Source organism: Rhodococcus sp. WAY2 (genome assembly GCF_009859915.1).
In the GTDB taxonomy this organism is placed as follows: Bacteria; Actinomycetota; Actinomycetes; order Mycobacteriales; family Mycobacteriaceae; genus Rhodococcus_F; species Rhodococcus_F oxybenzonivorans.
Genome location: NZ_CP046572.1, coordinates 3154094 through 3179815, shown reverse-complemented (window position 1 = coordinate 3179815; position 25722 = coordinate 3154094). Strand labels below are relative to the sequence as shown.

The window sequence follows — 25722 nt, the reverse complement described above, 5'->3', positions numbered from 1 at the left end:
CAGCTAGCCCATCTCCCACCGTGCCGCAACATCACCGAAGAAGTCGACGTTGATTCTGCTTCGACCGCAATGGGGAGAAACGACCGGAAACGACGCGAGCACTGCCATGAAGTCATCCATCAGCTCCTCACCAGCGACGTGTCCCCATGCTCACGCGGGACCTCGACCTTAACCCCGACCACCGACAGGTACCGCTCGATCCACGCCACCGGAGAACCGGGGCAACCGATCCCGCCACACCACTCGGACCACCCGGAGGTGACCCCCGGCTGCGTCATCGAGCATCCGATTCAGTCCCGCCCGGGTCTCCCGCAGACCTGAACCACGATCCTGGTAGACCCGGCACACGGTGCCGGTGGCACCCTCACGCAGCCCCTTTTCCTCCACTGGCGGGCGAGGATTACTGACCGATCGAGCCCCACACCCGACAGTGCAACGCTTCCGCGGAAGGCCGCGTCGGAGGATTGGTTTCCTTCTCGGCGTATAGGTTCGGGGTCAGCGAGTCGTCGATCGGGAGGATCTCGACGGTACCCCCAACGCCGACGAGTTCAGGTATGCCGCCGCCTCACCGATGCGCACGATCCGACAACAATAGAAACGATTAGCAAAGTACTGGACATGACTTCAACAGTTGAGAGCCTCTATCGCGACGAGGGAATGCCGATGTTCTCCGAAACCGAGAAGTCGTTCGTGAAGGAGATCGCGCCGGTCCTCGCGGGTGGTGCCCGCCGCGCACTGCTGTACGGGCAGGCCGAGGAACCGGAGTACGCCGATTCGCCGGGTCTGCTCGTTCTCGACGAGAACTGGAACATCGAATCCGCGACGCCCGGGGTCGACCGGTGGATGGTGGATCTGCCGGGTGGGGATTGGGATCGGGGCGAGTTGCCGGCCGCGGTGATCACGCTCGCCGGTCGTGTGTTGCGGTGTGTAGAAGACCGCGATCGGCTGGGCGACGTGGCCATCTCGCGGGTGCTGTCGCGGTCGGGTGCGTGGTTGGTGCTGCACGGTGCATGCCTGACGTCGACGGGCAGGCGGCGGATCGCGGTGATCGTCGAGCCGGCGCATCCGAGTCGTCTGTATCCCCTGCTGATGTCGGCGTACGGGCTGACCGAGCGGGAGAAGGAGGTCACGTCGATGGTGTTACAAGGGGCGTCGACTTCGCAGATCTCCGCCGAGCTGCACGTGTCGGCGCAGACCGTACAGCAACATTTGAAGAGCATTTTCGACAAGACCGGCGTGCACAGCCGACGGGACCTGGTCGGCAAGGTGTTCTTCCATCACTACGAGCCGCGGTTCCGTGACAACGAGAAACGCACGCTCGGCGACCGACCGCTCCGGGGTGGACCCTGGCCCACGGATCGTCGGCGCCGCACATATCAATAGCCGAACCCCTTCTAATAAGCCAAAAAATCTCGTTCGTAATCCAAGCGCGATCTCGAGAGCGGTGCTGCGGTGGATCTCCTCAATGGTCTTCCGCGCCTCCTGCCGCGCCGTACCGATCCGGCGCGACACTCATTCGCGTGGCCGCTGCCAGGCGATTGATTTCTTACAAGAGCGACAGCTCACGACCCGCTACATTTGGGAAACCCCAAAGCAGAGGAGTGCCCCATGGGCAAGGTGGTCATGTACAGCTCGGTGTCGGTGGACGGCTTCATCGCGGACGAGAACGACCAGCCCGGACCGCTGTTCGATTGGTTGTCCAGCGGTGACGTCCCGTTGGACGAGAGCGGCGAGATCAAGATGTCGCAGACGTCCTACGACTACACCCGGCCGTACTGGGACCAGATCGGGGCGACAATCGTCGGCCGCCACGTCTTCGACATGACGGACGGCTGGGACGGCAAGCCTCCGGGCGGAATCGACCACGTGGTCGTTGTGACGCACCGGCCGATGCCCGAGGGCTGGGACCGCGAGGCGCCGTTTCACTTCGTCGACGGCATCGACGCAGCCGTGGCCAAGGCGCAGGAGCTCGCGGGTGACCGCATCGTCGAGGTCGCCGCTGGCGACGTCGGTGGCCAGGTGCTTGCCGCAGGTTTGGTCGACGAGGTGCGCATGGACGTCGCACCCGTGGTGTTCGGGTCCGGCAAGCGTTTCTTCGGATCGGTCCACGCGCAGCACCTGTTGGAGGATCCTGACGTGGTGATTCAGGGCAATCGGGTGCTTCACCTGCGCTATCGGGTGCGCCGTTGACCGATCTGAGCGGGTACGCGGAGCTCACGAGTCAGAGTTGTTCGCCTTGGGTCTGGTCAACGAACCAGGCCGCGATCTGTGCTCGTGAGGTGAATCCGAGCTTGCTCAGGATGTGTTCTACGTGGCCCTGGGCGGTACGGTCCGAGATGACGAGACTCTTTGCGATCGCCCTGTTGGTCAAACCCTTTGCTACCAGGTCGGCGACCTGCCATTCACGTTTGGTCAGGTTCGTCGCGATACCGGCGGGCCGCGTCGTGTCCCTGGGCTGTTCGTTCAAGGCATACACAATGGCATCGTGAGTTCCGAGCGCGCGCCCTTCCCGATGGGCGGCTTGAAAGGCGCGCTCACCGAGTGTATGGCGAATCCGGCGCTTGTTCTCTTCATGGTGGACGAGGAGGTGGGGGAACATCACCGTCGAGCTGCCCACGGTGTGCCCCAATTCCTCGGCGGCGCCCATCAGCACCGCGGCACGCTGTGCATGGCGCTCGTCACAAAGCCACGCCAGGGATTCCAGACACACGGTGACGGTAATTTGGTCGTCCGCCAGTCGGCCGAGCCGCAAACTGTCTTCAAGCAAGCGAGCGGCACGCTTCGAATCTCCCTGCTGCCAAACCCCAACACCCATGGACCACAACGAATACGAGCGATATATCGACTCGCCCAAATCATCCGTCATCGCGATAACCCTGTCATGACATGCCATCGCCCGCGGAATGTCCCCACGCAGTCCATATGCCATACCCAGTAGATACTCAACTGCAACCTTTCGATGGTCATCGTTCAGTGTCGCGTACATGGTGCGGGCTTCTTCCAGAAGTCCGCTCGCGCGCTGGAGGTCGCTGTTGTTGAGCGCGAGTAGCCCTTCTGCTTGGGTGCCGAGTGCACGCGTCATCGGGTCGTCGATCTGCTCAGCCAAGGATCGCCCCTCCTCGACCAGTGCAGTCGCAGCGGGGAGGTCGCCCTGAAGTTCGGACAGCACGCTGCTGTAGTACAGGGCTTTGACTCGTGTCGCGGTGGGCTGCCGGGGATGGCAGGCGAGGGCTCGGTCGAGCCAGTATCGTCCCTCGGTGAGCTTGCCGCGGGTAAGCCAGAAGGGATACAGCGCAGCTGCGATCCGCAGCCCGGCCTCGGGGTCGGTATCGCCTACCTCGGATAGGCACAGCGTCATCGCCTCACGCAGATTCGACTCCTCGCGCCCGAGCCGTGCGATCCATTTCAACTGCTGCGAACTGACCCACTCCGCTTCCGCTGTCAGTGCCAGCTTCTCGTACCAATCCCGGTGCCGCGAGCGTAACGTCTGGTAGTCGCCGGACTGCTCTGCTTTGTGTCGGCCGTAGTCACGTACCGTCTCGAGAAGGCGGAAACGCACCACTCCCCACGGAGCCTCCCTGATCAGGATCGACTTGTCGACCAACGCTGTGAGCACGTCGAGCAGATCCTCAGGAGCCTTCTCCCCCACGCAAATGCCTTCCGCCGCGTCCAATTCGAAGCTCCCGGCGAATACCGACACGCGTGCCCACAGCTGCTGTTCCGAGGAACTGCACAGGTCGTAACTCCAGTCCATCGACAACCACAGCGTCTGTTGGCGCCTCGGCGCACCGCGACGTCCCAGGGTCAGCAGTTTGTACCGGTCATTCAGTCGCTCGGCGATTTGGTCGGCAGACATCGCCCGCAACCGCGCGGCCGCCAACTCGATCGGCAGGGGTAGACCATCAAGTGCCCGGCAGATATGCGCTACCGTGATCCGGTTTTCCTCGGTCAACTCGAACCCGGACACCGCAGCGGCGGCACGTTCCAAGAACAGCGTCACGGCGTCGTACTGGGAAAGCCCGCGCAGGGACGACTCATCGTCCGCGTCGGGAATCGTCAGCGGCGGTACGCGCAGCACCGCTTCCCCTTCGATACCGAGGGCCTCCCGGCTCGTGGCCAGAATCCGCAGCTCGGGACAGGTCCGAAGCAGTTCCCCGGCGAGCGTGGCGACTGCATCCACCAAACGCTCGCAGTTGTCCAGAACGAGCAGAAGGTTGCGTGTGGCGAGGAACTCCGCAATTACGCGTTCAAGCGGTCGTGCCGAGCGATGATGTATTCCGACGGCCGCAGCGACCGCATCCACGAGCAGTGACCGCTCGTTCAGTTCGCCTAGCTCGACCAACCTCACACCGCCGCTGAACCCGCGCCGCGCCTCCGTCGCAACGCGTAGCGCAAGGCGCGTTTTGCCGACCCCGCCGATCCCGGTCAAGGTGACCAGGCGGGAAGTAGACAACTTCGCCTTGGCGTCGGTCAGCTCGCGACGGCGGCCTACGAAGCTGGTGAGGTCCGCCGGAAGATCTCCCGCCGCTCCCCATGTTGACGGCGGGATCGCGTTGTGGAGGAGGCCGGCGGTGGAGCGGCGACGGGCTCTTGGTTGGTCTTGTGCGGAGCGCTTCGCGCCTCGTTCGGCGAGCAGGTCCATCTCTTCGACCGGGAAATCGTGAGCGAGCTGACTCCGGCGTAGTTCGTCACCGAACTGCGCCGCGCTGAGGGGACGCTCCCGAGGATTTACTGACATCGCGTGTTCGATGGCCGCGCTGACATCATCCGGAATCCCCTGCTCGCGGAGATCTGGTACCGGTTGGGTAGTGATGCGAATGAACTGTGCGACTATTTGCTCGCCGCTGTGACGTTCAAAAGCTGCGTGCCCGGTTACGGCCGAGAACAAGGTCGCGCCGAGACTGTAGATGTCTGAGGCCGCGCTGGGCGGCTCCTCTCCCTCGAGCACCTCGGGGGCTGTGAAAGCCGGGGATCCGGTGAGAATGCCCGTCGAGGTCTCGAATCCCCCAGCAAAATGAGCGATGCCGAAGTCGGTCAGGGCGGGCTCGTCGTAATCGGTGATCAGGATATTCCCCGGCTTGACGTCTCTATGGAGGATGCCGAGCCGGTGCGCGGTCTCGAGCGCGCCGGCCAACTTCACGCCGAATCGCAGAGCCTCGTCCAACTCGAGTCGGCCATGCCGACGGATTCGGGTGTCCAACGAACCGTGCGAGTGGTATTGCATCACGATGTAGGGCCGACCGCTGGTTGTGGTTCCAATGTGGAGCACGTTAGCGATGTTCGGGTGACCCGTAAGGCGGCCCATCGCCCGCTGCTCTCGAAAGAACCGTGCCCGGTTGTCTTCGTCCAGATTGGCGGTGAGGACCTTCACCGCGACAGTGCGGTCCAGCGAGGGTTGCCCACAACGGTAGACAAGACCGAAGCCGCCACGTCCGATTTCGTGGACCTCCGTAAACCCTGCCGTGGTCAACTCCGCAACGACGGCGGACGCCACGTCACGCTGAGTCTCGAGTGGATCACCATTTGCCATGCGCAGCTGGCGATTCACTCGATCCGGCGGTACCCCAAAGACACAGCATTTCTTTGTCCCTCAATGATCTGAATTCAGGGTAACGCCACCTGCCACCGAGTCGGGGCAATTGTGTTGATCGAATCGTCGATACCGACCGTCTGGTCCCATTGCAGTCGCCTGGGGAGGCCTCACCACGATCCACGAAACGGCCAAAACGGACCTGGCCTAGACCCTGGCCAGCGATGTGAGAGAGGTGACCTTGGCACCAAGCGACGCATCCGATACTCAGCTGTCGGGCCGCAGAACTTCGCCGCCTCCTCCGGGAGCGAGACGGGATGAGAAGATTATGCTGTGCAGTTCCGGCAGCTCGAGTACCTCGTCGCTCTCTCGCGTGAGAAGCACTTCACTCGCGCAGCGGATGCATGTGCTGTCTCTCAACCGGCTTTGTCGGAGGCGATCCGCAAACTGGAGATCGAACTCGATCTGCCGCTGATCGTTCGAGGCCGCAAGTTCGAAGGCCTCACAGCGGAGGGCGAGCAGATCGTACGTTGGGCTCAGAGAATTCTTGCCAACCAGGACTCACTCCTACACGAGGCCGCCAGCCTACGGTCGGGCGTCACCGGCACCCTCCGAATAGGGGTCATTCCCACCGCATCCGCGACAGTCGCCGACCTGTCGAGCCCATTGTGTCTGCGGCATCCCCTTATCACGGTGCGTCTCGCCGAAGACCTGTCCTCGAGCGAGATCACAGCTCGGCTCGATCGCTTCGAGCTCGACGGCGGCATCACTTACCTCGACGACGACATCGCCCTGCGCTACCACACTTTCCCGCTCTATCGTGAGCGATACGCACTCTTGACCGCCGACGACCCGGCCCTCCCGCGCCGCGCCGACATCTCCTGGAGCGAAGCGTCGACGTTGCCGATGTGCACATTGCCGTCGATCATGCGCGGCAGGCGCATCCTCGACGACTATTTCGCCGACGACGGAGCCGTCCACACCGCACAAGTCGAAACCGATTCCATCGCTTCCCTCTATGCCCACGTCAAGACCGGGCAGTGGGCTGCAGTCGTGCCTCAGGTGTGGTTCAAAGTATTCGGTGAACCACCCGGCCTCCGGTCCACTCCACTCATCGAAGGTCGCACAGCTCCAGTGGTCGGGTTGATCACCCGCGCAGAAGGCCCGTCGTCCCTTCTCGTTCAGGCTCTCGAAGCGACGGCTTCAGTCCTCGACCAGACATCATCGGCAACGCCTATCGACCAGTAGGACGGGCATCTTGGACACCACCCATATCCGTGGTGCATCCTCGACCGACTGTCTGTAAACCTGGGGAAGGCTGCACTGCTGATGGCGCGTCGAGACGACTACGAATACGACGAGCACAGCATCGTCGTGACGAAGAACAAGCAGTACGCCGCAGGCGTACCGGCGGTGCTCGTATCACTTCAACGCGGCATGTCACAGATGGGTGCGACGCGCACCGCTGCCACTCTCGCCAAACTCAATCAGCGCAAAGGCTTCGACTGTCCGGGCTGCGCGTGGCCGGAAACACCCGGCCACCGCAAGCACGCCGAATTCTGCGAGAACGGCGCCAAGGCCGTCGCCGAAGAAGCCACCAAGCGGACCGTCGGCCCAGCCTTCTTCGCCGCACACTCCATTGACGACCTCCTCGGCCGCACCGAGTACTGGCTCGGACAGCAGGGACGCCTCACCCACCCCATGGTGCTACGCCCAGGCGCCACACACTACGAGCCAATCGAATGGGATGACGCGAACCGCATCATCGCAGACGAACTGAACGCGCTGGGTAGCCCACATGAGGCGATCTTCTACACCTCCGGCCGAACATCCAATGAAGCAGCGTTCCTCTACCAGTTACTGATTCGCTCCTTCGGCACCAACAACATGCCCGACTGTTCGAACATGTGTCACGAATCGTCCGGCAGCGCACTGACCGCCTCGATCGGCATCGGCAAAGGATCGGTATCCGTTCCGGATATCGAGAACGCCGACCTCATTCTCATCGCCGGCCAGAACCCGGGCACCAACCATCCACGCATGCTCTCCACACTCGAAAAAGCCAGATCCAACGGCGCCCGGGTTATCGCCATCAACCCGCTTCCCGAAGCCGGACTTCTGCGGTTCAAAGACCCACAGAAGGTTCATGGTGTCATCGGCGACGGAGCCGCGATCTCCGACGACTTCCTGCAGATCCGCATCGGCGGCGACATGGCCCTCTTCCAGGGGCTGGCCAAACTGCTCGTCGCAGCCGAGGACGCCGCGCCAGGCACCGTCCTCGACCGACGCTTCATCGACCGCCACACCGCGGGGTTCGACGCTTGGCTCGATCACATCCGCAGAGTCGATCTCGGCACGGTCGTCGACGCCACCGGCCTGACAATCGAACAACTCCACGACACAGCGCAGGCCCTGATCGAGTCGAACGCCACCATCATCTGCTGGGCGATGGGACTGACCCAGCAAACACACGGTGTTGCCACGATCGAAGAAGCCGTGAACCTGCTGCTGATGCGCGGCATGATCGGTAAATCCGGAGCCGGGGTATGCCCCGTCCGCGGGCACTCCAACGTCCAAGGCGACCGCACCATGGGCATCTGGGAGAAGATGCCAGAATCGTTCCTCGCCGCCCTCGACACCGAATTCGGCATCACCTCACCACGAGAACACGGGCTCGACGCCGTCGACTCCATCCGCGCCATGCGCGAACGGCGAGCCTCGGTGTTCATGGCAATGGGTGGCAACTTCGTGTCCGCCACGCCGGACACCGACGTCACAGAGGCCGCCCTCCGGAACTGTTCGCTCACCGTCCAGGTGTCCACCAAACTTAACCGCAGTCATCTCGTTCACGGCCGCACCGCACTCATTCTGCCGTCGCTCGGACGCACCGACAAAGACGTCCAGGCGACTGGTAAGCAGTTCGTGACCGTCGAGGATTCGATGTCGATGGTCCACCGTTCCCGCGGAAGTCTTACCCCGTCGAGCATCCACATGCGCTCCGAAGTTGCCATCGTCTGCGGCATCGCCGAGACGTTGTTCGGCCCCGGCCATCCCGTGCCGTGGACGTCGTTCACCGCCGATTACGACCTCATCCGGGATGCGATCTCGCGCGTCGTGCCCGGCTTCGACGGCTTCAATACCAAGGTCCGACAGAAGGAGGGGTTCGGACTCCCCCACCCGCCGCGAGACTCACGCACGTTCCAGACGGAGACCGGTAAAGCGAACTTTGCCGTCAACGACCTCGTGTGGCTACCTGTCCCGCCTGGCCGACTCATGTTGCAGACCATGCGAAGTCACGACCAGTACAACACCACCATCTACGGTCTCGACGACCGCTACCGCGGCGTCAAAGGCGGCCGGCGAGTTCTGTTCGTCAACACCCGCGACATCGAAAAACTCGGATACCGAGACGGCGACCACGTCGACTTGATTTCCGAATGGAAGAACCGGAGCGGGAACGTCGAAGAACGACGAGCCGACAACTTCCGACTCGTCGCCTACCCCACGCCTGTCGGCAACGCCGCCGCCTACTACCCCGAAACCAATCCCCTCATTCCCCTCGACCACGTCGCAGACAAATCCAACACGCCCGTCAGCAAAGCCATCCTGATTCGGCTCGAGCACCGACCCTGATGGGACGCATCACTACCCGTCGCCCCATCGTGCGCGTGCGTGGACCGAACTCCACAACTCGGCCCGACACACTCGTCGTCGAGGAACCACTCGAAATCCGTGTCGGAGGCTCCCCGCTCGCGGTCACCATGCGCACCCCAGGCCACGATGTCGAACTCGCGCACGGCTTCCTCCTCACCGAAGGAGTCATCAACAGCGTTGACGACGTCGCTTCGGCCCGCTACTGCGACGGAGTGGACGACAACGGCCTCAACACCTACAACGTCCTCGACATCACCCTCACCGTTGGCATCCCCCCACCCCAACCCGGTGTCGAACGCAACTTCTACACAACCTCCTCATGTGGAGTTTGCGGGAAAGCATCACTCGACGCCGTTCGCCTCGCGACGGTCCATTCCCCGGCCGAGGACAACACCACGGTGCATGTCGATGTTCTGGCGACACTGCCCGACCGACTACGCCAGTCGCAGAAAGTATTCGACAGCACCGGTGGTTTACATGCAGCCGCACTTTTCGATCAGTACGGGCAGTTACTCGCCCTCCGCGAGGACATCGGCGGGCACAATGCCGTAGACAAGGTCGTCGGCTGGGCAATCGCTCAACACCGCATCCCCTGCCGGGGCAGCATCCTCATGGTCAGCGGTCGCGCCTCGTTCGAACTCGCCCAAAAAGCCGCAATGGCAGGCATACCCATACTTGCCGCTGTCTCCGCGCCGTCGTCGCTCGCTGTCGACCTCGCAGACGAAACAGGACTGACACTCGTGGGGTTTCTTCGCGGCCAGAACATGAACCTCTACACCCACACCCATCGGGTAATACAAGGCTGACCACGTGCAATGCGCGGGCCCCGACAGTCCAGTGCTACCGGGTAAGCGGGCTGTAGAAGACCAAGCCGTTGCCGTTATTGTCGTAGACCACTGCACGGCGTTCGTGTCCGTGGTCTAACGGGCCTCCCACAATGCCACCGCCGTTGGCTTCCACGGCCTTCGCCGCACTGTCGACGTCGGCGGTCCTTATGCCGACGACAACTTGCCCGGGCATGGGATGGTCCACCGCAGTCGCCAACGCGACGGTGATAGTCCCTCCATCCAGGGCCGCGAAGTGGTCCCCGTCGCGGAATTTCAACGGCATTCCCAGGGTCTCGCAGTAAAACCGGACCGATTCGTCCAAGTTGTCGGTCGACAGGACGATCATTCGCACATCATGCTCGCTCAATTGAGCCTCCCTGTAATTCGGATTGCAGGACCGGCCAGGCGCTTCCGCACGGAAGGGCGCGGATCCTGTCATTGCGCGACCCCGGCCGGCGTCACTGTTCCGATCCACGTGCCGCATTGAGGATCGCGCAGTCTGCTGCAGTATTCGACTGTGCAACAGTGTATTTAAATATTTGAGGTCGAGACTGGTGCGACCGACACAGGCGGATGTCGCCTTCGCTCGATCGTCGACGATCAAACCCCGTTCAACCAGGGTATCCGATTGAACGGGGTCTATTTACAGGCCAGTACCGGATGCTATCGCCACGTTCCGTAGGCGCCTGATCAATCCGGCAGGTCCGACCTCACTCGGCCCGAGGAGAGGTCAATGCCTGGACCGCCGCAGTTGACATTGTCTTGACGATCGACTCCTGGTCAAGACCTTTGTTGAGCGTGGGTACGGTATTCAACATCGAGAACACCGCCTGCGTAAGCAGGCGTACCTCCGGATCCGACAGCTCTGGCCGCAGCAGCGACACTGTCGAAATCCACTCCTCGGCGTACATATTCATCGCTCGTCGAATGCGCCGGCGATCCGTTTCGGGAAACGCGTGCTCGTTCTTGAGGAAAATCAGTGTTGTCGGAGCCGCAGACAGGACCGACCTGATGTGGAATTCGACCATGGCGTCCAGCGCAGCACGCGGATCGGGTTCCGACTCCACCGTCGCCCGGGCGGACTGATGGAGAAATTCCAACGGATTCTCCACCACTGCGATGAGGAGGGCCTGCTTGTTCTGGAAGTGACGATAGAGCCCGGGAGCGGAGATTCCTGCCTTCGCGCAGATCATCTCGACCGTAACCGAATCGTAGGGTTGGTGCAGGAACAGATCGGCAGCGACCTCCAGCAGCAGCTCCCGGCGTGACCGGCGAACCGTTGGCGAGGCTGACGGCATCTGATCAGCCTTCATGGTTCACGACAGCAACGGGGCAACCCGAGAAATCTGAGAACAGCACATACCGAGTCGCACACCGCCTGCAAGCGTCGCTCGCATCCACCTTGATCAGCTCCATGCGACCAATAGTAACACGCATTAACACAATCGGACAGCGATCGGACACCTGTCGATGCTAGCTGCGGGCCCACGCTCCGTGCGCGACCGCACACTTTTGCATCTGACCAGGGATATTGCGAGCCGTGGCGAGTGAAGGTGCCCAAATGCCCGCCGAGTGTTGACAAGCTCACACTCTCGTTCTACGTTAATGCTCATTCACGTTAATGCGCATTCACACACGAAAGGTTGTGGCCATGCGATTCATCTTCATGAGCGAGGGGGAAACGCCCCCAGGGCATACCCATGAGCACCGTTACCGGGAGCTCGTCGACGAGGTCCTCCTCGCCGAAGAGGTGGGTTTCGATGCGTTCGGCACCTCTGAGCAGCACGTGGCGATTGGCACGGCGACGACGTCCGCGCCGGAGGTCCTCTATCCGTACCTGATGGCGCTGACCTCACGCATTCGGTTCGTGCACCTGGTGACCCTGTTGCCCACGCGCATCAACCACGCGCTTCGGGTCGCCGAGAGGCTGGCCACCGAAGACATTCTGTCCAACGGCCGCGTGGAACTCGGTGTCGGCCGAGGCAACACCACCCTTGCACTGCGGGCCTTTGAGGTTTCACCGACGGAAAACAAGGCCCAGCAGATCGAGGGGCTCGAAGTCATTCGACGCGCGCTGCACAACGACGTCTTCTCCTTTGTGGGCGAGCACTACAAGATCCCACCACGAAGCCTCGTACCCAGAGGAATTCAAACTCCCTATCCTCCGATCCACATGGCGACCGGGAGTCCCGAGTCTGTTCGAACTGCGGCGGAGCTCGGCGTCGGCGCGATCGTCGGAGGCTTCTACCTGGGCTTCGACTTCCTCGAGAATATGCTGCGTATCTACGATGACGCTCTCGACGGCGCGACGCACACCTACCCAGTGCAGGCACAAAAGCTCGTTGCAGTCGGCGGCGGTATGCATTGCGCAGAAACACGCGGCGAAGCCGTCACATGGGCGAGGAGCCTCACTGAATCGGTCGCGCTATCGACCGACGCGTACCAACGCCTCTCGAAACTCTCCGATGACTACCAGTACATGGGAGCCGTCAAGCATCTGGACTTCAACGATGAGCGCTACATGTTCGAGGACTCCTCCGGCTTCATCGTGGGCGATCCCGACGACTGTGTCGCCCAGGTACAGCGATTCGCCGACTTGGGCGCCGACTCGCTCGTTATGCGCATCGACGGGCTCCCCCACAGGGAATTGATGAAGTCGATCGAACTTTTCGGCAAGTACGTAATCCCCAAGTTCAAGAACCCCCGCGCTATGGTGCGCACCCCTGCCGCGGTTCTGGACGATATTCGCGCCGCCCGTCCGGCCCACTACGCCGAGGTGGAAGCGTTCGAAAGTGCACAGAAAGAAACAACCGGAAACAGTGTCGAGGTAGGAGAAGCACGATGAGCACATTGGCCACGGATGACGTCTTCAGCCGATACCCGAAGGAGATCTTGATCGAGCGCAAGCCGAATGGGGTACTCCTCATCACCATCAATCGTCCCGAGCGACTCAACTCCCTGACGCTGCCGATGTTCAAGCATCTGTCCGAAATCTGGGAGGACGTCGACCGAGACCCCCACACGCGTGTGGCTGTCATCACCGGCGCCGGCCGCGGTTTCTGCACGGGCATGGACGTACGCGAACCAGACCCTACTCTGGATGACGCGATCGAACTCATGGAGGATGAGCGGCGGCGAATTACGACCCTCCTGAACATGGACAAGCCTCTCATCTCCGCGATCAACGGACCAGCGGTGGGCTGGGGTTTGTCGATGGCACTGCTCGCCGATATCAGCGTAGCTGCTGAAGACGCCTTGCTTCTGGACGGCCATACCCGCATCGGGGTGGTCGCCGGCGACCATTCTTCCCTGATCTGGCCGCTGCTGGTCGGCATGGCCAAAACTAAGTACTACCAGCTGACGTCAGCAAGCCTGACCGGCGCGGAGGCCGAGCGGATCGGCTTGGTGAGCCTCACCGAACCGAAAGGCGCCGTACTCGAACGCGCCTTGGCGATCGCCGATGACCTTGCCCAGGGCTCGCAGCAGGCAATCCGCTGGACGAAGCGTTCACTGAACTCTGGTTGGCTGACCAACGCCCTTCCGCAGCAGGAATTGTCGGCGGCGTTGGAAACCCTCAATTTCGCCGGCGCAGACTACGCCGAGGCCCGACAAGCCTTCCGCGAAGGGCGACCGGCCCGATTTCCCTCCGCCCGCCGAGATGACCACCTCGTTGTTGGTTCCCCGGCGACGCAAGAAGTTGCCGGGTGAAGCATGAGAGGGCCTGAGACCACACAGACCGCCGGGTTCACCGCCGCGGACTATACGGGTGTCCTTGTCGTCACCTTGGACCGGCCGCCGGCAAACGCACTGAACCGATCAGCCATTCGAAATCTCGCGGCGCTGTTTGCCGACCTCAGCGAGATGCGTGAAGCACCCCCGGTCGTCCTCACAGGCCAGGGAGAACGATTCTTCTGCGCCGGAGGCGATATAAAAGAACTCGAACAAGCACCCCAACAAGAGTTGGATGCACGGATGCGGGAGTTTCACTCGCTACTTGTAGCAATGGACAGGTACCCGCGACCGGTGATCAGCGCGATCAACGGTCACTGTGTGGGCGGTGGCATGGAGATTGCTCTGTTCGCCGATACCGTGCTGGCCGTCCACGGTGCGCGTTTTGGATTCCCAGAGATCAATCACGGCCTCCTACCGGCCGATAAAGGTATTCAGCGTGCCGCCCGACTACTCGGAGCACGTACCGCGAGGCGACTGCTGTTGTCGGGGGAACTATTCGATGCTGAAACCGCACTGGAGATCGGTCTCGTCGATGTCCTCGCGGACCCCGCAGAGCTTGTCGCTGCGGCTGTCGCATCGGCGCGTGAGGCCGGGGCCAAGGCACCCGTGCTCTACGGCGCATTGAAACGCAGTGTCAACGATTCCGACGACTCCCGCGACGAGGTCTCCCTGCATCGCACACTTGGGTCTGCCGCCGAGTACTTCGATGACCCCGTCGCCCGTGGACTACGAGATAGCTGGAACGGCAGTCGCACTCGAGGAGGTCAGGGATGAGGGTGGAGTCATGTTAGCCGTCCTTGTTGCAGGCCTGGTCAGCGGTGCGGTTCTGCTGCTCGCAACCGTGGGCTTCGAATTGGTGCGCCGGGTGGAGGGCTTCCTGAATATCGCTCTGCCCCAGCTGATCGTGCTCAGTGGGTTCAGCGCGTACGGGTTCAACGTGCTGCTCGGGTTGCACTGGATAGTCTCGTGTCTCGCGGCGATCGCGGTCACGACGGTGGCGGGCGTCGGATCAGCTCGGCTGATCTTCTGGCCGATGCGCGGGCGTCCGCACTATATTCCCATGATCGCATCTGTCGGTCTCGCGTTCTTCATTCACGCAATGATCGAGGTCTTCACGGGGTACGGCGTAAAGACACTCGACGTCCCTCTTCAAGAGACCTTCCGTATCGGTGGGATTGCGGTGGCCGGCATCGATCAGGTCGCTGTAATTGTCATTGCCGCTCTGGTGGTTATAGCACTGCACTTTTGGCTGTCGAAGTCCTACAGCGGACGGGCGTTGCGCGCGATGGCCAACAATCAGGCACTGGCTCAGATTCGCGGTGTCAACACCACTTATCTGCAATACATCACCTGGGCGGTAGCGAGTGCGCTGACTGCGCTGGCGGGAACGCTCATCGCCTTGACCGCACGCATTTACCCTGAGCTCGGCTGGGATCAGGTGTTGATCATCTCCGCCGCCGCAATCATCGGCGGTCTCGGCAGTATCTACGGCGTGATGCTCGCGGCAGTCCTCGTCGGTCTTACGTCAAGTCTCGCGACCCTTGTCATTCCGTCCGAATACACCCAGATGGTTGTGTTCGCGGTGATCGCCTTGATCGTGTTCATCCGGCCTGAGGGCCTTTTCAGCGGGCCGAAGGAGCGTGTCGCATGAGCACTCTGCTGATTCTTGGCGGACTGATCACTCTAATGGGGATCTACGCCGTCGCAGCCCTGGCACTGAACCTTCAGTTCGGCGTTGGCGGGATGGTGAATTTCGGTGTGGCGGCATTCTTCGGTGTCGGCGCCTATGCCTACGCACTCACCGTCCTGCCGGCACCGTCCGGATCGTACACATACCTTCTCGGGCTCGGTTTGCCGTGGTGGGCGGGCGCAATCATTGGTGGTCTCGTATCAGCTCTGCTCGCGTTCGTTGTCGGAAGCGGCCTGCTGAAGGTCGGTGGGGAGTACCTCGCCGTTGTCTCGCTTGCGCTTGCCGAGGTGATCCGCCAGTTGTTCATCAACCAGCCGGCGATCGCCAATGGGGCGCGCGGGCTGCTGAACGCGCCGGTGCCCAGCCTCGATATCGTCCCGGGTCGAGCGCAGGTGTTGTTCGTCGCTGCGATCGTTGTGGTTGTTTTAGGAATCAGCTTCTTGCTCTTCCGGCGGGTGACTCGGTCGGCGTTCGGCCGAAGTCTGCTCGCGATCAACCAGAACGAAGCGGTGGCCCGTTCGCTCGGTGTGAACGTCTACGCGGTCAAGCTCAAAGCTTTCGTCTTTGCGGCGTTCTTCATGGGTCTGGCCGGGGTGATGTATGTGTGGTATCTGTCGATCCTTACTCCGACTTTCTTCAACGTGAATATCACCTTCACGGTCTTCATTGCTCTGATTATCGGCGGGACAGGCAGCAATGTCGGCGCGGTTCTTGGTGCGGTTGTTCTGTTGGGCCTGCGGGAGGGCCTCACATACATTCAAGTGGACTTTATTACACCGGAGCTGCTGGCCAGCCTTCAGGACGCACTGCAAGGTTTGGTCCTCATTGTGATACTCCTGTTCTGGCCGGGTGGCCTCTTCCGGCCGCGACTGTCCGTCTACCCGCCACCACGCTCCCCCTCCGTAACACCTGCTGTGTTGGCGACTTCTGTGGCAGGTGGTCGCTGATGACTGCACCGAATCCCTTGCTCGAAGTGAAGGGCGTTGTGAAGAGCTTCGGTCAGCTCCGGGCGCTCGACGGTGTCGATATGACCGTTAGCCGGGGCAAGGTTACAGGACTCATTGGGCCAAACGGCTCCGGCAAAACCACCCTGTTCAATGCAGTCTCCGGTTTCCTGAAGCCTGATGCAGGGACGGTCGTGTTCGACGGGCGTGTCGTGACAGGGGCTCCGACGCACCAACTTGCGCGGATGGGCCTGAAGCGCACGTTCCAGAACACTGCTGACTTCACTGACATGTCGGTCGTGCAGAATTTGCTCACCTCTGTGCGCACTGTGCCAGGCGAGCGCCTCTCGCGCCTCTTCACGTCTCCGCGCGCGATCTCGGCGAGTGAGCGCAGCCTGGTCGACCGTGCATGGATTCTGCTTGATCGCCTGGGTTTGGTCGAATTGGCGAACGTCCGGGCGGGAGATCTGTCGATCGGCCAAGGCCGCCTACTGCAGATCGCCCGGTTGCTCATGGAACCGCCGTCGCTGTTGATGCTCGACGAGCCGTCCTCGGGCCTGAACCCCGACGATCAGGACCGCTTATCTGCGACAGTGCGTCAGCTGCGCGATGTAGAGGGTGTCACGGTGCTCGTCATCGAGCACAACATGTCCTTCATGAACGCAATCTCCGATGCGCTGTACGTCATGCACGACGGCCATGTCATTGCAAGCGGCCCACCGGCGGACGTCATCCGCGACCCCCTAGTTATCGAAACCTATCTGGGAGTATGCCGTGCCACTGCTTAATGTCGAAAACCTCACCAGCGGCTACGGTCGAAACAACATCATCCGGGGCGTTTCTCTTGCCGCAGAGGAAGGATCGATTACAGCCATCATTGGCCCTAATGGAGCCGGCAAGACAACCCTCGTGCAGACCATCGCCGGGGTAGTCGATGCACGCGGCGGGAGCGTCAGACTTGGTGGCGAGCCCCTCGATGGGATGTCCGCCCGTGAACGCGCACGCCGTGGCCTCGGATATACACCTCAGCTGCGCAACGTTTTCGGTGCACTATCCGTCGAGGACAATCTGGAAGTTGTCACCCGCGCGATGCGATTGCCTCATGATCGCGTGGACGAGGTCTTCGAACTGTTTCCGATCCTCGCAGAGCGCCGAAAGCAGCGATCCGGAACGCTGTCCGGCGGACAACGCCAGCAGCTCGCAATCGCCTCTTCGCTGCTCATGCGACCACGGCTGTTGATCCTCGACGAACCCACCACCGGTCTAGCGCCCCAGATTGTCGATTCGCTCATCGAGCAGATCTGCGTCATCAAGCGCAGCGGGACCGGCGTCTTATGGATTATCGAGGAGCATCCCAGCCAGATCCTGCCGCTGTGCGAACGCGTATTTCTCATGGAATCGGGCCAAATTCATCACGAGGCAAGCGGGCCGCAACTGCTAGCGGATCCGGGCTTCGCCGAGATGTTCCTGGGCGCTCGAATCCCACAGGCGTGAGCAGCACGCATGCCTACCGCAGTCGCGAAAGAGAAGCAGGCTTCACTCTCCTCGCTTCTATCAGAGAAAGTCCGACCCCCCAAAGCAGCAGTTCACAGGAGATTTTGAGCGATGAAAGTACTCAGAACAACAGCAGGCAAGGTATCGGTCGCATGCGTGGTCATGGCGACGGGGGCAGTGCTCACGGGTTGCGGAGACGGTGGAGGGGCGTCGGGCGGAACCACGGTGATCGGTGTGGCCGCGCCGCTATCAGGCGAAGCGGCGGTCTTCGGCGGACCTGTCGATTCGATCACCCGAGCAGTAGTGAACCATGTCAACAAGCGTGGCGGCATCAATGGGACGACCCTCGAGGTTGTGAGCGAGGACGAGAAGTTCAACGCCGAGGATGGAGTCCGCGCCGTCACCAAGCTCATCAATAAAGACGACGCGCAATTCATCGTGGGTCCGACGTCATCGACGTTCATGGCGACGCTCAGCCAGGCAGAACGCAGCGAGGTTGCGATCGCGTCTCCGTACTCCGGCATCGTCGAGTACGACGACCAGGCCAATCCCTACACCTTCCGCACTATTGGTCCGGACACTTTCGATGGCCTGGCGGTCGCTAAAAACCTCTGGGACAACGGCATCAAGACCCTGTCCATACTCTACGAAAACTCCGACTCAGCGCGAAGCACGTCGAGCTGGTTGGAGGATTATTACACGAAGCTCGGTGGCAAAGTGGTGGCGAAGGTCGCTTTCAACGGCGGACAGAGTTCCTATCTGCCGGAGGTGCGCAGCGCCTTTGAGCCTCAGCCCGATATGGTGTTCCTCGCCGGCTCCGTGGAGCCCGCTGTGCCGATCGTGCGCGAGTGGGCGCGGTCGGGGTTACCTGGCAAATGGGCATTTATCGCAGAGTTGACCTTCCCCGTGCTACTCGACGAGGTCGGGGCCCAATACCTCGAAGGCGCGTACGGTCAGTCCGCGGTCGCGGCAGACTCGCCGTCCGTCGCGGGGATGCGCGATGTTCTGGTCGAGGAGTATGGCGTCGAGCAAGGTGCGGCCATCGCTCAGCAGCCCACGGCGGCCATGGCATACGATGCGATCGTTTCGGGACTCTTGGCGATGGCGGCCGGCGGCGAGACCACCGGCACGGCGATTGCCGAGAACCTTCACAACGTGACTGATTCCGGCGGCACGCCGGTGTTCTCCCTGGACGAAGGCCTGGATCTCCTGGCCAAAGATGAAACGATCGACTATCACGGTGCCAGCGGTCCCGTCAATTACAACTCGACGAACACTGCGGTGCCCGACTACGGGATCTATCAGGTAGTCGACGGGAAGTGGCAGGTAGTCAAGCGCTACACGGGCACCGAGATCAACGACTTAGCTGAGGAATTGCAGTGACCATGGAGATGGAGAACACTGTTTCAATGAGTTCGCGTGAGGGCGGCAGGGATGGAATACCGGTACTGCGCAGCGTCTCGGGATTCGAGGCCGTGGATCGCACCTTCGCCCAGATGTTGTGCGACCGCGCCGAGCGCGAACCGGACACGGTCGCATTCTGCAGCTGGGTTGAGGGCGCTGCACGCCCGACCAGCTGGAGCGAGTATCTAGAGGAAGTGCGGGCGACCGCACTGGGCCTCCATGATCTCGGGGTGGCGCGGGGCGACCGGGTGGCCATCATGTCTTCTACCCGCCGAGAGTGGGTTGTGGCGGCACTCGGGATCCTGAGTGTGGGTGGCGTTCCGGTCGGGGTATACCCCACAAGCTCGACCCCTGAGGTAGAGCACGCGCTCGAGAGCAGCGGCGCGACCGCGATCTTCGCCGAGGGCACGTCCGATATCGCGAAAGTTGCTGCGCTCGCCCCCAAGTTGCCGCACTTACGTGCAACTGTCAGTTTCGACGCCGAGCCGGCAGACCTGCCGGAAACGGTCAAAGCAGTACATTGGGAGTCCTTATGCGCCATCGGGAGCGCTCGGGCTGTGGCTGAGCCGGAACTGTTCTCGCTTCTTGTCGAAGCGGGCGACATCGACCAGCTGGCCGCCCTGTTTTACACCTCAGGATCCACTGGAGCGCCGAAGGGCGTGAGACACACGCACCGCACACTCCAGTACTCGGTACTTGGTTTCGCAATGTCCTACCCCGAGATCGGCAGGTCCCGGCACGACCTCGTGGGATTCCTCGGACTTTCACATGTTGCGCCGGCTCTGATCGGAGTCTTCGCGCCGATAATGACCAGGCTCGTCGTCACCTACTGCACCATGGATCAACGGGTCGAAGCGCTCTGCGGGGTGCGGCCAACTGCTGTCCTTTGGCCGCCGAGGATGCACGAGAAGCTCGCCAGCGAAATACTGCAGGCGCTTGCCGAGTCCGGCAAAGCTTTCCGCTTCGGATACGCGATTGCGATGAAGGTCGCGCGCAGGGTCAGCGATTTACGCTGGCGTGGGCAACAGGTGCCAAAGTACCTCGAAGTCCTCTACGGCGTGTGCCTGAAATACGTGTTCCTGCTACTGCGGGCGAAAGTCGGCATGGATCGCATCGAGGTGAGCTGGACAGCCTCCGGAAGCATGGCCCCCGACGTGACCGCGCTCTGGCATATGTGGGGTCTCGATCTTCGCGAGCTTTTCGGTACAACGGAAACGTGTGGCTCCGTGATCGCCCAGTGGGATCGCGCCTTTCCAGCGCCGGGAACCATTGGAAAGGCCATGCCCGATCCCCGGTGGGTTGTCCGTGTGTCCCACGAAGGCGAGTTGCAGGTGCGCAGCCCATGTCTCTTCGATGGCTACTGGAACAATCCGGAGGCGACGGCCTCGGCGCTGGAGGAGGGGTGGTACCGCACAGGCGACCTTGTCGAGCAGAGCTCCGATGGCGAGGTGAAGATCATCGGGCGAATGAAGGATGTCCTCAAGACCAGTGGCGGCAAGAGCGTCAGCCCGCAGCCGATAGAGGTACGGCTCAAGGCGAGTCCGCTCATCGACGAGGCGATCGTTGTGGGCGAAGGCCGCAAGTACCTCACCGTACTGCTCAGCGTCAGCGACGAGGCGCAGGCAATGACTCGGGATGACCGCGATGCTGCTCTGACCCGATGGATCGACGAGGTCAACTCCGAGCTCGCCCGCCCGTTGCAATTGAAGAAGTTCCGGGTTCTGCCGCGGGCGCTGTCAGCGGCAGCGGGAGAGCTGACGGCCAAAGCCACTATCCGACGCTCTAACATCCTCGCCTCCTTCACCGATCTCGTCGACGAGATGTACGACGCAGGCGAGCAGGACGAGATTGCCCGCCAGGCCCGATTTGCCAGGCCGGATCGCAAGTAGGTGCCACAATGAACGAACTTCGGATCGAATACATGACGAGTGCCGAAATCGGTGACGCAATCGCAAGTGGGGCGCGCACCGCGATCCTGCCCCTCGGTGCAGTCGAACAGCACGGCCGGCATCTACCGCTGTCGATGGACGCTGACCACGCCGACGCTCTTGCAGTGCGGGTCGCGCACGACCTCGGAAGTGCGCTCGTCCTGCCGACCGTTCGTGTCGGGTACTCGCCGCATCACCTCGGATTCCCCGGCACACTGTCCCTCCGCGCATCGACTCTCGAGGCGATCTGCGAAGATTACAGCGCGCACCTGGCTGCGTCCGGTTTCGAGCGGATTGTCGTGTTCTCGGGCCACATCGGCAACTACCCGGTCATGCGCGACTTCGAGTTGCGTCTGGCGGACAAACTGGCACCACTGTCGGTCATCGTCTTCACCGACAGTGAAGCGATTCTGGACGCCTGGCGCCGGGCCGCCGAGGACGTGGCCTCCCTGGGCGGCAACGTCGGTGGGCATGCTGACGTCGCAGAAACCTCCGTGATGCTCGCACTTCACCCCGACAGGGTTCGCGTCGAACGCTTTGCCCGTGGATACTCGGGCATGGTTGACAAGGGACTCCTCGATCGTGCCTTTCGGGAGGGCATTCATTCGATATCCCCCAACGGAATCCTGGGGGACCCTACAGGCGCCTCTGCATCCATCGGGACGGTATGCCTCGACGCCGTCACCTCCCTCGTTGTCCAGCATGCGCGCGCCAGGGGTGCGTGACATGCACGACATGCGCGCGACTCCAATGCGATCCTCCGACGCCGATAAATCCAATTCACTTCTCAGCCAAGGCGGTACGCCATGATCACTTTCGATCCAGTAAAGACGGGTGACTCGCAACGGGATACAACCAAGCTTCGCCGACTGTACGGGCAATATCCGACTGGCGTCGCGGCAGTATGCGCGCTCCAGGAGGGACGACCGGTGGGAATCGTGGCTACCTCGTTCACACCTGTGTCCATGGACCCGGCGTTGGTATCGATCTGCGTGCAGCACACTTCGACGACGTGGCCGACGCTGTCGAAGGACGGCCATCTAGGTATTTCGGTCCTGGCATCGACGCACGAAGCGGCGAGTCGCCAGATCGCGGCCAAGAACGTCGACCGGTTCGCCGGGATCTCCTGGTTCGCAGGCGAATCCAATGCAGTATTCCTAGCCGACGCCGCAGCATGGCTCGATTGCAGGATCTCGACGTCGATCCCCGCAGGGGACCACGATGTTGTACTTCTGGAGGTCAACAGCACCGCGGTAAATGAGACAGCACAACCCCTTGTTTTTCATGACAGCCGTTTCCGCACACTCGTGATCGGCGAGGGATAGTGATGACCGACGTCTGTGACGTGAAAAAGAGAATCGAATCCGCGACAAACGCGTTGACCACCGGAAGGCCGGCACTGATCGTCAGCGGAGCGGACGATCAGGAGGTCGCCGATGTGCTGATTCCCGCCGCCCTAGCCAGCCCACGGTGGACCGCCTGGGCAGTTCGATACACCTCCGGGCTGTTGTGTGCGGCGATGCGTTCGACCCGGGCAGACGAGCTGGAACTGCCCGCGATGGTGAGGGGCAACGGCTCCAGCACGACAACTCCGGCCTTCGGTGTAGGGGTCGACGCCGTTGCCGGCGTCGGAACCGGTATCAGCGCGACAGACCGGTCGCGGACCGCTCGGGTGCTCGCCAGCCCGCAGACCCGCCCAGTGGATCTGACGCGGCCGGGACACGTCCTGCCGTTGAGAACGGCTTCACGTGGAGTGCTCGAGCGCCGAAACAGTGCGGAAGCGGCGGTCGACCTGTGTGAAATCGCCGGACTTTCGCCGGTAGCGCTGACGGCCACGTTGCTGGGTGACGATGGAACCCTGCTGCAGGGCACGGAACTCGCGGCTTTCGCCCAGGTACACGGCGTTCCAGTGGTGCAGGTCCAGGATGTGGTGCACTACCGCCTACACCACGGCGACGGCCACGTTGGGCGGGTTCGCCAGACGGCCACACGGATTGTGGACGTTCCTGACAGGTGCCTGCGCGTAGTCGACTTCTACGACGAATTGACCGGCGCCCACCACACGGCCTTCCTCGGTTCGACAACGCCTGCGGCAGCTTCGACAACGCCTGCGGCAGCTCCGACGGTGTACATCGTCTTCGAATGTTCGCACCGCGATCCACTCGCACCCGACTGCGGGTGCCGACGGGAGTTCGAAACCCGTCGTATCCGAATCGCCGCAGAAGGCGGGATCATCGTCTACTTGCGGTCGAACCCGCGGCCCGCCAACCAGTACACGGTCCAGGGACACGAACTCGCACAGGGATCCATCAGTTCCATCCTCACCCACCTTGGATTCACCACGGTCATCGTGTCCGGATGGCCGGGTGATCAGCACCCGACATCGGCCCGCGCGCTCGACCTGACGCCGACTGTCCGCAATCCGGCGTACAAGACCGCCGCCTCGCTCTGACTGCCCCCAACCGGGGCAGGGGGACCGAAACCGTGGGCGCGAACTTGACGCCGTTGAAACCCCACTTCCCCCCTCGAGGTACCGACGTAGTCGGTACCTCCATCTCGCAACCGACCCGCCCAGCGCTTCGGATGAAGCGCTGCCTCAACTGGAGGATCTGTGACCGGTCTCGACGTTCCTTTGACACCCATTCGCTTCCTCGAACGTGCAGTCGAGGTCATGCCCGACAAAATCGCAATCATCGACGGCGAGCGTCGATGGACCTACCGTGAATTCGGTGCCTCAGTACAGGCCCTCGCGAAAGCGCTCCGGGCTTCCGGTATCACGGATGGCGAACGCGTCGCATATCTGGCCACCAACTCCGCCGAGCTGCTCATCGCCCATTACGCCGTCCCGCTCGCGCGCGGAGTACTCGTTGCGATCAACACACGCTTGTCAGCGGCCGAGATCGAATACATCTGCGGGCATTCTGGTGTGCACCTGCTCTTCGGTGAGATCGAGCTACTGAAGCCGCTGCTCCACGCCGGACTCGATTTCTCCACCGTCGACGAGTGGATCGAACTACCGACGGTGGAAGGTCTTTTCACCGGATCTAACGAACTTCACAGCTATGACTCACTGCTGACACGCGGCCAGGGCGATGATCTACGCTGGGAGATTGACGACGAAAACCGTACGCTGGCAATCAACTACACATCCGGCACCACGGGCCGCCCTAAAGGAGTCATGTACTCCCATCGCGGCGCCTACCTCAACTCGCTCGGCGGAATCTTACATGCAGGCTTCGATAAGACCACCAAATATCTGTGGACTCTGCCGATGTTCCATTGCAACGGATGGTGCACGACCTGGGCGGTCACCGCGGCGCTCGGGACACACGTCTGCTACCGGGCGGTGCGCGCCGACAGCATGTGGTCGCTGATCGACGAGCACCAGATTACCCACCTCAACGGAGCACCGACAGTTCTGACCCTCCTGGCCAACGCTGAGCAGGCCCATCCCCTCACGACACCGTTAACCATCAGCAGTGGAGGTGCACCGCCCAGCCCCACCATCATCGCCGGGATCCGCGCTCTGGGCGCATCGATAGTGCACATCTACGGCCTCACTGAAACCTACGGACCCTACTCGGTCTGTGAACCCAAGCCCGAGTGGGACGAGGTGGATGTCGAGGACCACGCGAAACTCATGGCGCGCCAGGGTGTCGGCATGATCACTGCCGAGCGGCTGCGGGTTGTGCGTCCCGGACTTTCACCGGCGGGCGAGTTGACCGACGTGGCCGCAGACGGCACAGAGATGGGCGAGATCGTCATGCGCGGCAATACCGTGATGAAAGGCTATTACGACGACGAGGACGGGACGCGGAAGGCAACCGAGGGTGGCTGGTTCCACTCAGGTGACCTGGGCGTCATGCATCCCGACGGATACGTGCAACTTCTCGACCGGGCGAAGGACGTGGTGATCTCCGGGGGAGAGAATATTTCGACGATCGAGGTAGAGCAGGCAATTCTGTCGCATCCGGCGATACTCGAAGCCGCCGTCGTGGGGGTACCTGACGACAAGTGGGGCGAACGGCCGAAAGCGTTCGTGATGACTGGCAATGGAGCGCACATCGACGAGGCTGAGGTCATCGCACACGTGAAGTCGCGAATCGCGTCATACAAGGCACCCAGATCGGTCGAGTTCGTCGACGACCTTCCCAGAACGTCAACAGGAAAGATTCGCAAGAACGAACTGCGTGACGCGGAGTGGAGTTCACGGCACAACATGATCAACGGCTGAGAACTGTCGAGCTGTTGCACTGGCGGTGGCGCCCGCCACCACACCGGGGCATGGCCGGTGCCGAAAGGCTATTTCTCGGTCCGACCCGCGTTTGCAGTGTGACTGATTCGCAGAATACCTGCGCCAGAACACTTCCGGCGTCTATCGGAGAGCACAGCGATCACGTCGCCGCGGCGCGGAGATCGCCGAAAATGGTGGCCGCGATTGGGCATTGTGCTACCCCCCAGCGAGGTTGTAGGCGCACCGGTGCGCACAATGCTGAAGTCTTGCGATGGGTGTTGCACA

The 25722-nt window shown here is 61.9% G+C and carries 21 protein-coding genes and 1 pseudogene; 18 read left to right on the top strand and 4 right to left on the bottom strand.

The window, feature by feature from the left end; all coding sequences use genetic code 11:
- Window positions 1-168 precede the first annotated feature (168 nt).
- The gene (locus GFS60_RS39115) at window positions 169-387 is read right to left on the bottom strand and encodes a recombinase family protein (RefSeq protein ID WP_328799831.1); all 219 of its coding nucleotides are present in this window, start codon (window positions 385-387) and stop codon (window positions 169-171) included.
- Between the two features lie 249 nt (window positions 388-636).
- On the opposite strand from GFS60_RS39115, the pseudogene GFS60_RS14615 reads away from it, so the two are divergent.
- Together GFS60_RS14615 and GFS60_RS14610 are read left to right on the top strand one after the other, a co-directional pair.
- Window positions 637-1383, top strand: a pseudogene (locus GFS60_RS14615) (helix-turn-helix transcriptional regulator); the annotation flags it as partial.
- A 225-nt stretch (window positions 1384-1608) separates the two neighbouring features.
- Window positions 1609-2190 (top strand): dihydrofolate reductase family protein, encoded by a 582-nt coding sequence (locus tag GFS60_RS14610; protein WP_159922245.1) that lies wholly within the window; start codon window positions 1609-1611, stop codon window positions 2188-2190.
- Between the two features lie 31 nt (window positions 2191-2221).
- Here GFS60_RS14610 and GFS60_RS14605 read toward each other — a convergent pair whose 3' ends face one another.
- Window positions 2222-5530, bottom strand: coding sequence for a protein kinase domain-containing protein (locus GFS60_RS14605; protein ID WP_159922243.1), 3309 nt, complete (start codon window positions 5528-5530; stop codon window positions 2222-2224).
- A 333-nt stretch (window positions 5531-5863) separates the two neighbouring features.
- Between GFS60_RS14605 and GFS60_RS14600 the strand changes: the two genes are divergently transcribed.
- The 3 genes from GFS60_RS14600 to fdhD all read left to right on the top strand — a co-directional run bounded on the left by GFS60_RS14600 (window position 5864) and on the right by fdhD (window position 9990).
- Entirely contained in the window at window positions 5864-6778 is a 915-nt protein-coding gene (locus GFS60_RS14600) for a LysR family transcriptional regulator (protein WP_159922241.1), read from the top strand.
- Window positions 6779-6859: 81 nt separating this feature from the next.
- Window positions 6860-9163 (top strand): FdhF/YdeP family oxidoreductase, encoded by a 2304-nt coding sequence (locus tag GFS60_RS14595; protein WP_159922239.1) that lies wholly within the window; start codon window positions 6860-6862, stop codon window positions 9161-9163.
- On the top strand, window positions 9163-9990 hold the full coding sequence (fdhD, locus tag GFS60_RS14590) for a formate dehydrogenase accessory sulfurtransferase FdhD (protein WP_159922237.1): 828 nt from the start codon (window positions 9163-9165) through the stop codon (window positions 9988-9990). Before GFS60_RS14595 ends, fdhD begins: the two co-directional genes overlap by 1 nt.
- A gap of 34 nt (window positions 9991-10024) precedes the next feature.
- Here fdhD and GFS60_RS14585 read toward each other — a convergent pair whose 3' ends face one another.
- Complete coding sequence (locus GFS60_RS14585; protein WP_159922235.1) at window positions 10025-10378, bottom strand: VOC family protein; 354 nt, start codon at window positions 10376-10378, stop codon at window positions 10025-10027.
- Between the two features lie 343 nt (window positions 10379-10721).
- Complete coding sequence (locus tag GFS60_RS14580; RefSeq protein WP_201453575.1) at window positions 10722-11324, bottom strand: TetR/AcrR family transcriptional regulator; 603 nt, start codon at window positions 11322-11324, stop codon at window positions 10722-10724.
- Window positions 11325-11662: 338 nt separating this feature from the next.
- On the opposite strand from GFS60_RS14580, the gene GFS60_RS14575 reads away from it, so the two are divergent.
- From GFS60_RS14575 to GFS60_RS14515, 13 genes are all read left to right on the top strand, one after another.
- Window positions 11663-12856 carry an LLM class flavin-dependent oxidoreductase gene (locus tag GFS60_RS14575; protein ID WP_159922233.1) on the top strand — a complete coding sequence of 398 codons (1194 nt, stop codon included), beginning with the start codon at window positions 11663-11665 and terminating at the stop codon, window positions 12854-12856.
- The gene (locus tag GFS60_RS14570; protein WP_159922231.1) at window positions 12853-13719 is read left to right on the top strand and encodes an enoyl-CoA hydratase/isomerase family protein; all 867 of its coding nucleotides are present in this window, start codon (window positions 12853-12855) and stop codon (window positions 13717-13719) included. Before GFS60_RS14575 ends, GFS60_RS14570 begins: the two co-directional genes overlap by 4 nt.
- Before the next feature lie 3 nt (window positions 13720-13722).
- A complete protein-coding gene (locus tag GFS60_RS14565; RefSeq protein WP_159922229.1) occupies window positions 13723-14517 on the top strand; it encodes an enoyl-CoA hydratase/isomerase family protein in 795 nt (264 codons plus the stop codon).
- Window positions 14518-14527: 10 nt separating this feature from the next.
- Window positions 14528-15394 carry a branched-chain amino acid ABC transporter permease gene (locus GFS60_RS14560; protein WP_159922227.1) on the top strand — a complete coding sequence of 289 codons (867 nt, stop codon included), beginning with the start codon at window positions 14528-14530 and terminating at the stop codon, window positions 15392-15394.
- Entirely contained in the window at window positions 15391-16380 is a 990-nt protein-coding gene (locus GFS60_RS14555; RefSeq protein WP_159922225.1) for a branched-chain amino acid ABC transporter permease, read from the top strand. The genes GFS60_RS14560 and GFS60_RS14555 overlap by 4 nt, the downstream gene beginning before the upstream one ends.
- On the top strand, window positions 16380-17165 hold the full coding sequence (locus GFS60_RS14550) for an ABC transporter ATP-binding protein (RefSeq protein ID WP_159927182.1): 786 nt from the start codon (window positions 16380-16382) through the stop codon (window positions 17163-17165). The genes GFS60_RS14555 and GFS60_RS14550 overlap by 1 nt, the downstream gene beginning before the upstream one ends.
- Window positions 17152-17871 carry an ABC transporter ATP-binding protein gene (locus GFS60_RS14545; RefSeq protein ID WP_159922223.1) on the top strand — a complete coding sequence of 240 codons (720 nt, stop codon included), beginning with the start codon at window positions 17152-17154 and terminating at the stop codon, window positions 17869-17871. Before GFS60_RS14550 ends, GFS60_RS14545 begins: the two co-directional genes overlap by 14 nt.
- 111 nt (window positions 17872-17982) lie before the next feature.
- On the top strand, window positions 17983-19254 hold the full coding sequence (locus tag GFS60_RS14540) for an ABC transporter substrate-binding protein (RefSeq protein WP_159922221.1): 1272 nt from the start codon (window positions 17983-17985) through the stop codon (window positions 19252-19254).
- Window positions 19255-19256: 2 nt separating this feature from the next.
- A complete protein-coding gene (locus GFS60_RS14535) occupies window positions 19257-21164 on the top strand; it encodes an AMP-dependent synthetase/ligase (protein ID WP_236603464.1) in 1908 nt (635 codons plus the stop codon).
- A gap of 8 nt (window positions 21165-21172) precedes the next feature.
- A complete protein-coding gene (locus tag GFS60_RS14530) occupies window positions 21173-21928 on the top strand; it encodes a creatininase family protein (protein ID WP_159922219.1) in 756 nt (251 codons plus the stop codon).
- An 81-nt stretch (window positions 21929-22009) separates the two neighbouring features.
- On the top strand, window positions 22010-22528 hold the full coding sequence (locus tag GFS60_RS14525) for a flavin reductase family protein (protein WP_159922217.1): 519 nt from the start codon (window positions 22010-22012) through the stop codon (window positions 22526-22528).
- Window positions 22529-22530: 2 nt separating this feature from the next.
- Window positions 22531-23655, top strand: coding sequence for a 3,4-dihydroxy-2-butanone-4-phosphate synthase (locus GFS60_RS14520; protein WP_159922215.1), 1125 nt, complete (start codon window positions 22531-22533; stop codon window positions 23653-23655).
- Window positions 23656-23814: 159 nt separating this feature from the next.
- Window positions 23815-25437 carry an AMP-binding protein gene (locus GFS60_RS14515; RefSeq protein ID WP_201453574.1) on the top strand — a complete coding sequence of 541 codons (1623 nt, stop codon included), beginning with the start codon at window positions 23815-23817 and terminating at the stop codon, window positions 25435-25437.
- Window positions 25438-25722: the final 285 nt, after the last annotated feature.

Coding starts and splice junctions, on each gene's coding strand:
- GFS60_RS14575 (WP_159922233.1), top strand. CDS start 11,663: ATGCGATTCATCTTCATGAGCGAGGGGGAAACGCCCCCAGGGCATACC.
- GFS60_RS14520 (WP_159922215.1), top strand. CDS start 22,531: ATGACCGACGTCTGTGACGTGAAAAAGAGAATCGAATCCGCGACAAAC.
- GFS60_RS14525 (WP_159922217.1), top strand. CDS start 22,010: ATGATCACTTTCGATCCAGTAAAGACGGGTGACTCGCAACGGGATACA.
- GFS60_RS14560 (WP_159922227.1), top strand. CDS start 14,528: ATGTTAGCCGTCCTTGTTGCAGGCCTGGTCAGCGGTGCGGTTCTGCTG.
- fdhD (WP_159922237.1), top strand. CDS start 9,163: ATGGGACGCATCACTACCCGTCGCCCCATCGTGCGCGTGCGTGGACCG.
- GFS60_RS14580 (WP_201453575.1), bottom strand. CDS start 11,324: ATGAAGGCTGATCAGATGCCGTCAGCCTCGCCAACGGTTCGCCGGTCA.
- GFS60_RS14570 (WP_159922231.1), top strand. CDS start 12,853: ATGAGCACATTGGCCACGGATGACGTCTTCAGCCGATACCCGAAGGAG.
- GFS60_RS14605 (WP_159922243.1), bottom strand. CDS start 5,530: ATGGCAAATGGTGATCCACTCGAGACTCAGCGTGACGTGGCGTCCGCC.
- GFS60_RS14530 (WP_159922219.1), top strand. CDS start 21,173: ATGAACGAACTTCGGATCGAATACATGACGAGTGCCGAAATCGGTGAC.
- GFS60_RS14565 (WP_159922229.1), top strand. CDS start 13,723: ATGAGAGGGCCTGAGACCACACAGACCGCCGGGTTCACCGCCGCGGAC.
- GFS60_RS14540 (WP_159922221.1), top strand. CDS start 17,983: ATGAAAGTACTCAGAACAACAGCAGGCAAGGTATCGGTCGCATGCGTG.
- GFS60_RS14595 (WP_159922239.1), top strand. CDS start 6,860: ATGGCGCGTCGAGACGACTACGAATACGACGAGCACAGCATCGTCGTG.
- GFS60_RS14550 (WP_159927182.1), top strand. CDS start 16,380: ATGACTGCACCGAATCCCTTGCTCGAAGTGAAGGGCGTTGTGAAGAGC.
- GFS60_RS14555 (WP_159922225.1), top strand. CDS start 15,391: ATGAGCACTCTGCTGATTCTTGGCGGACTGATCACTCTAATGGGGATC.
- GFS60_RS14610 (WP_159922245.1), top strand. CDS start 1,609: ATGGGCAAGGTGGTCATGTACAGCTCGGTGTCGGTGGACGGCTTCATC.
- GFS60_RS14535 (WP_236603464.1), top strand. CDS start 19,257: ATGGAGATGGAGAACACTGTTTCAATGAGTTCGCGTGAGGGCGGCAGG.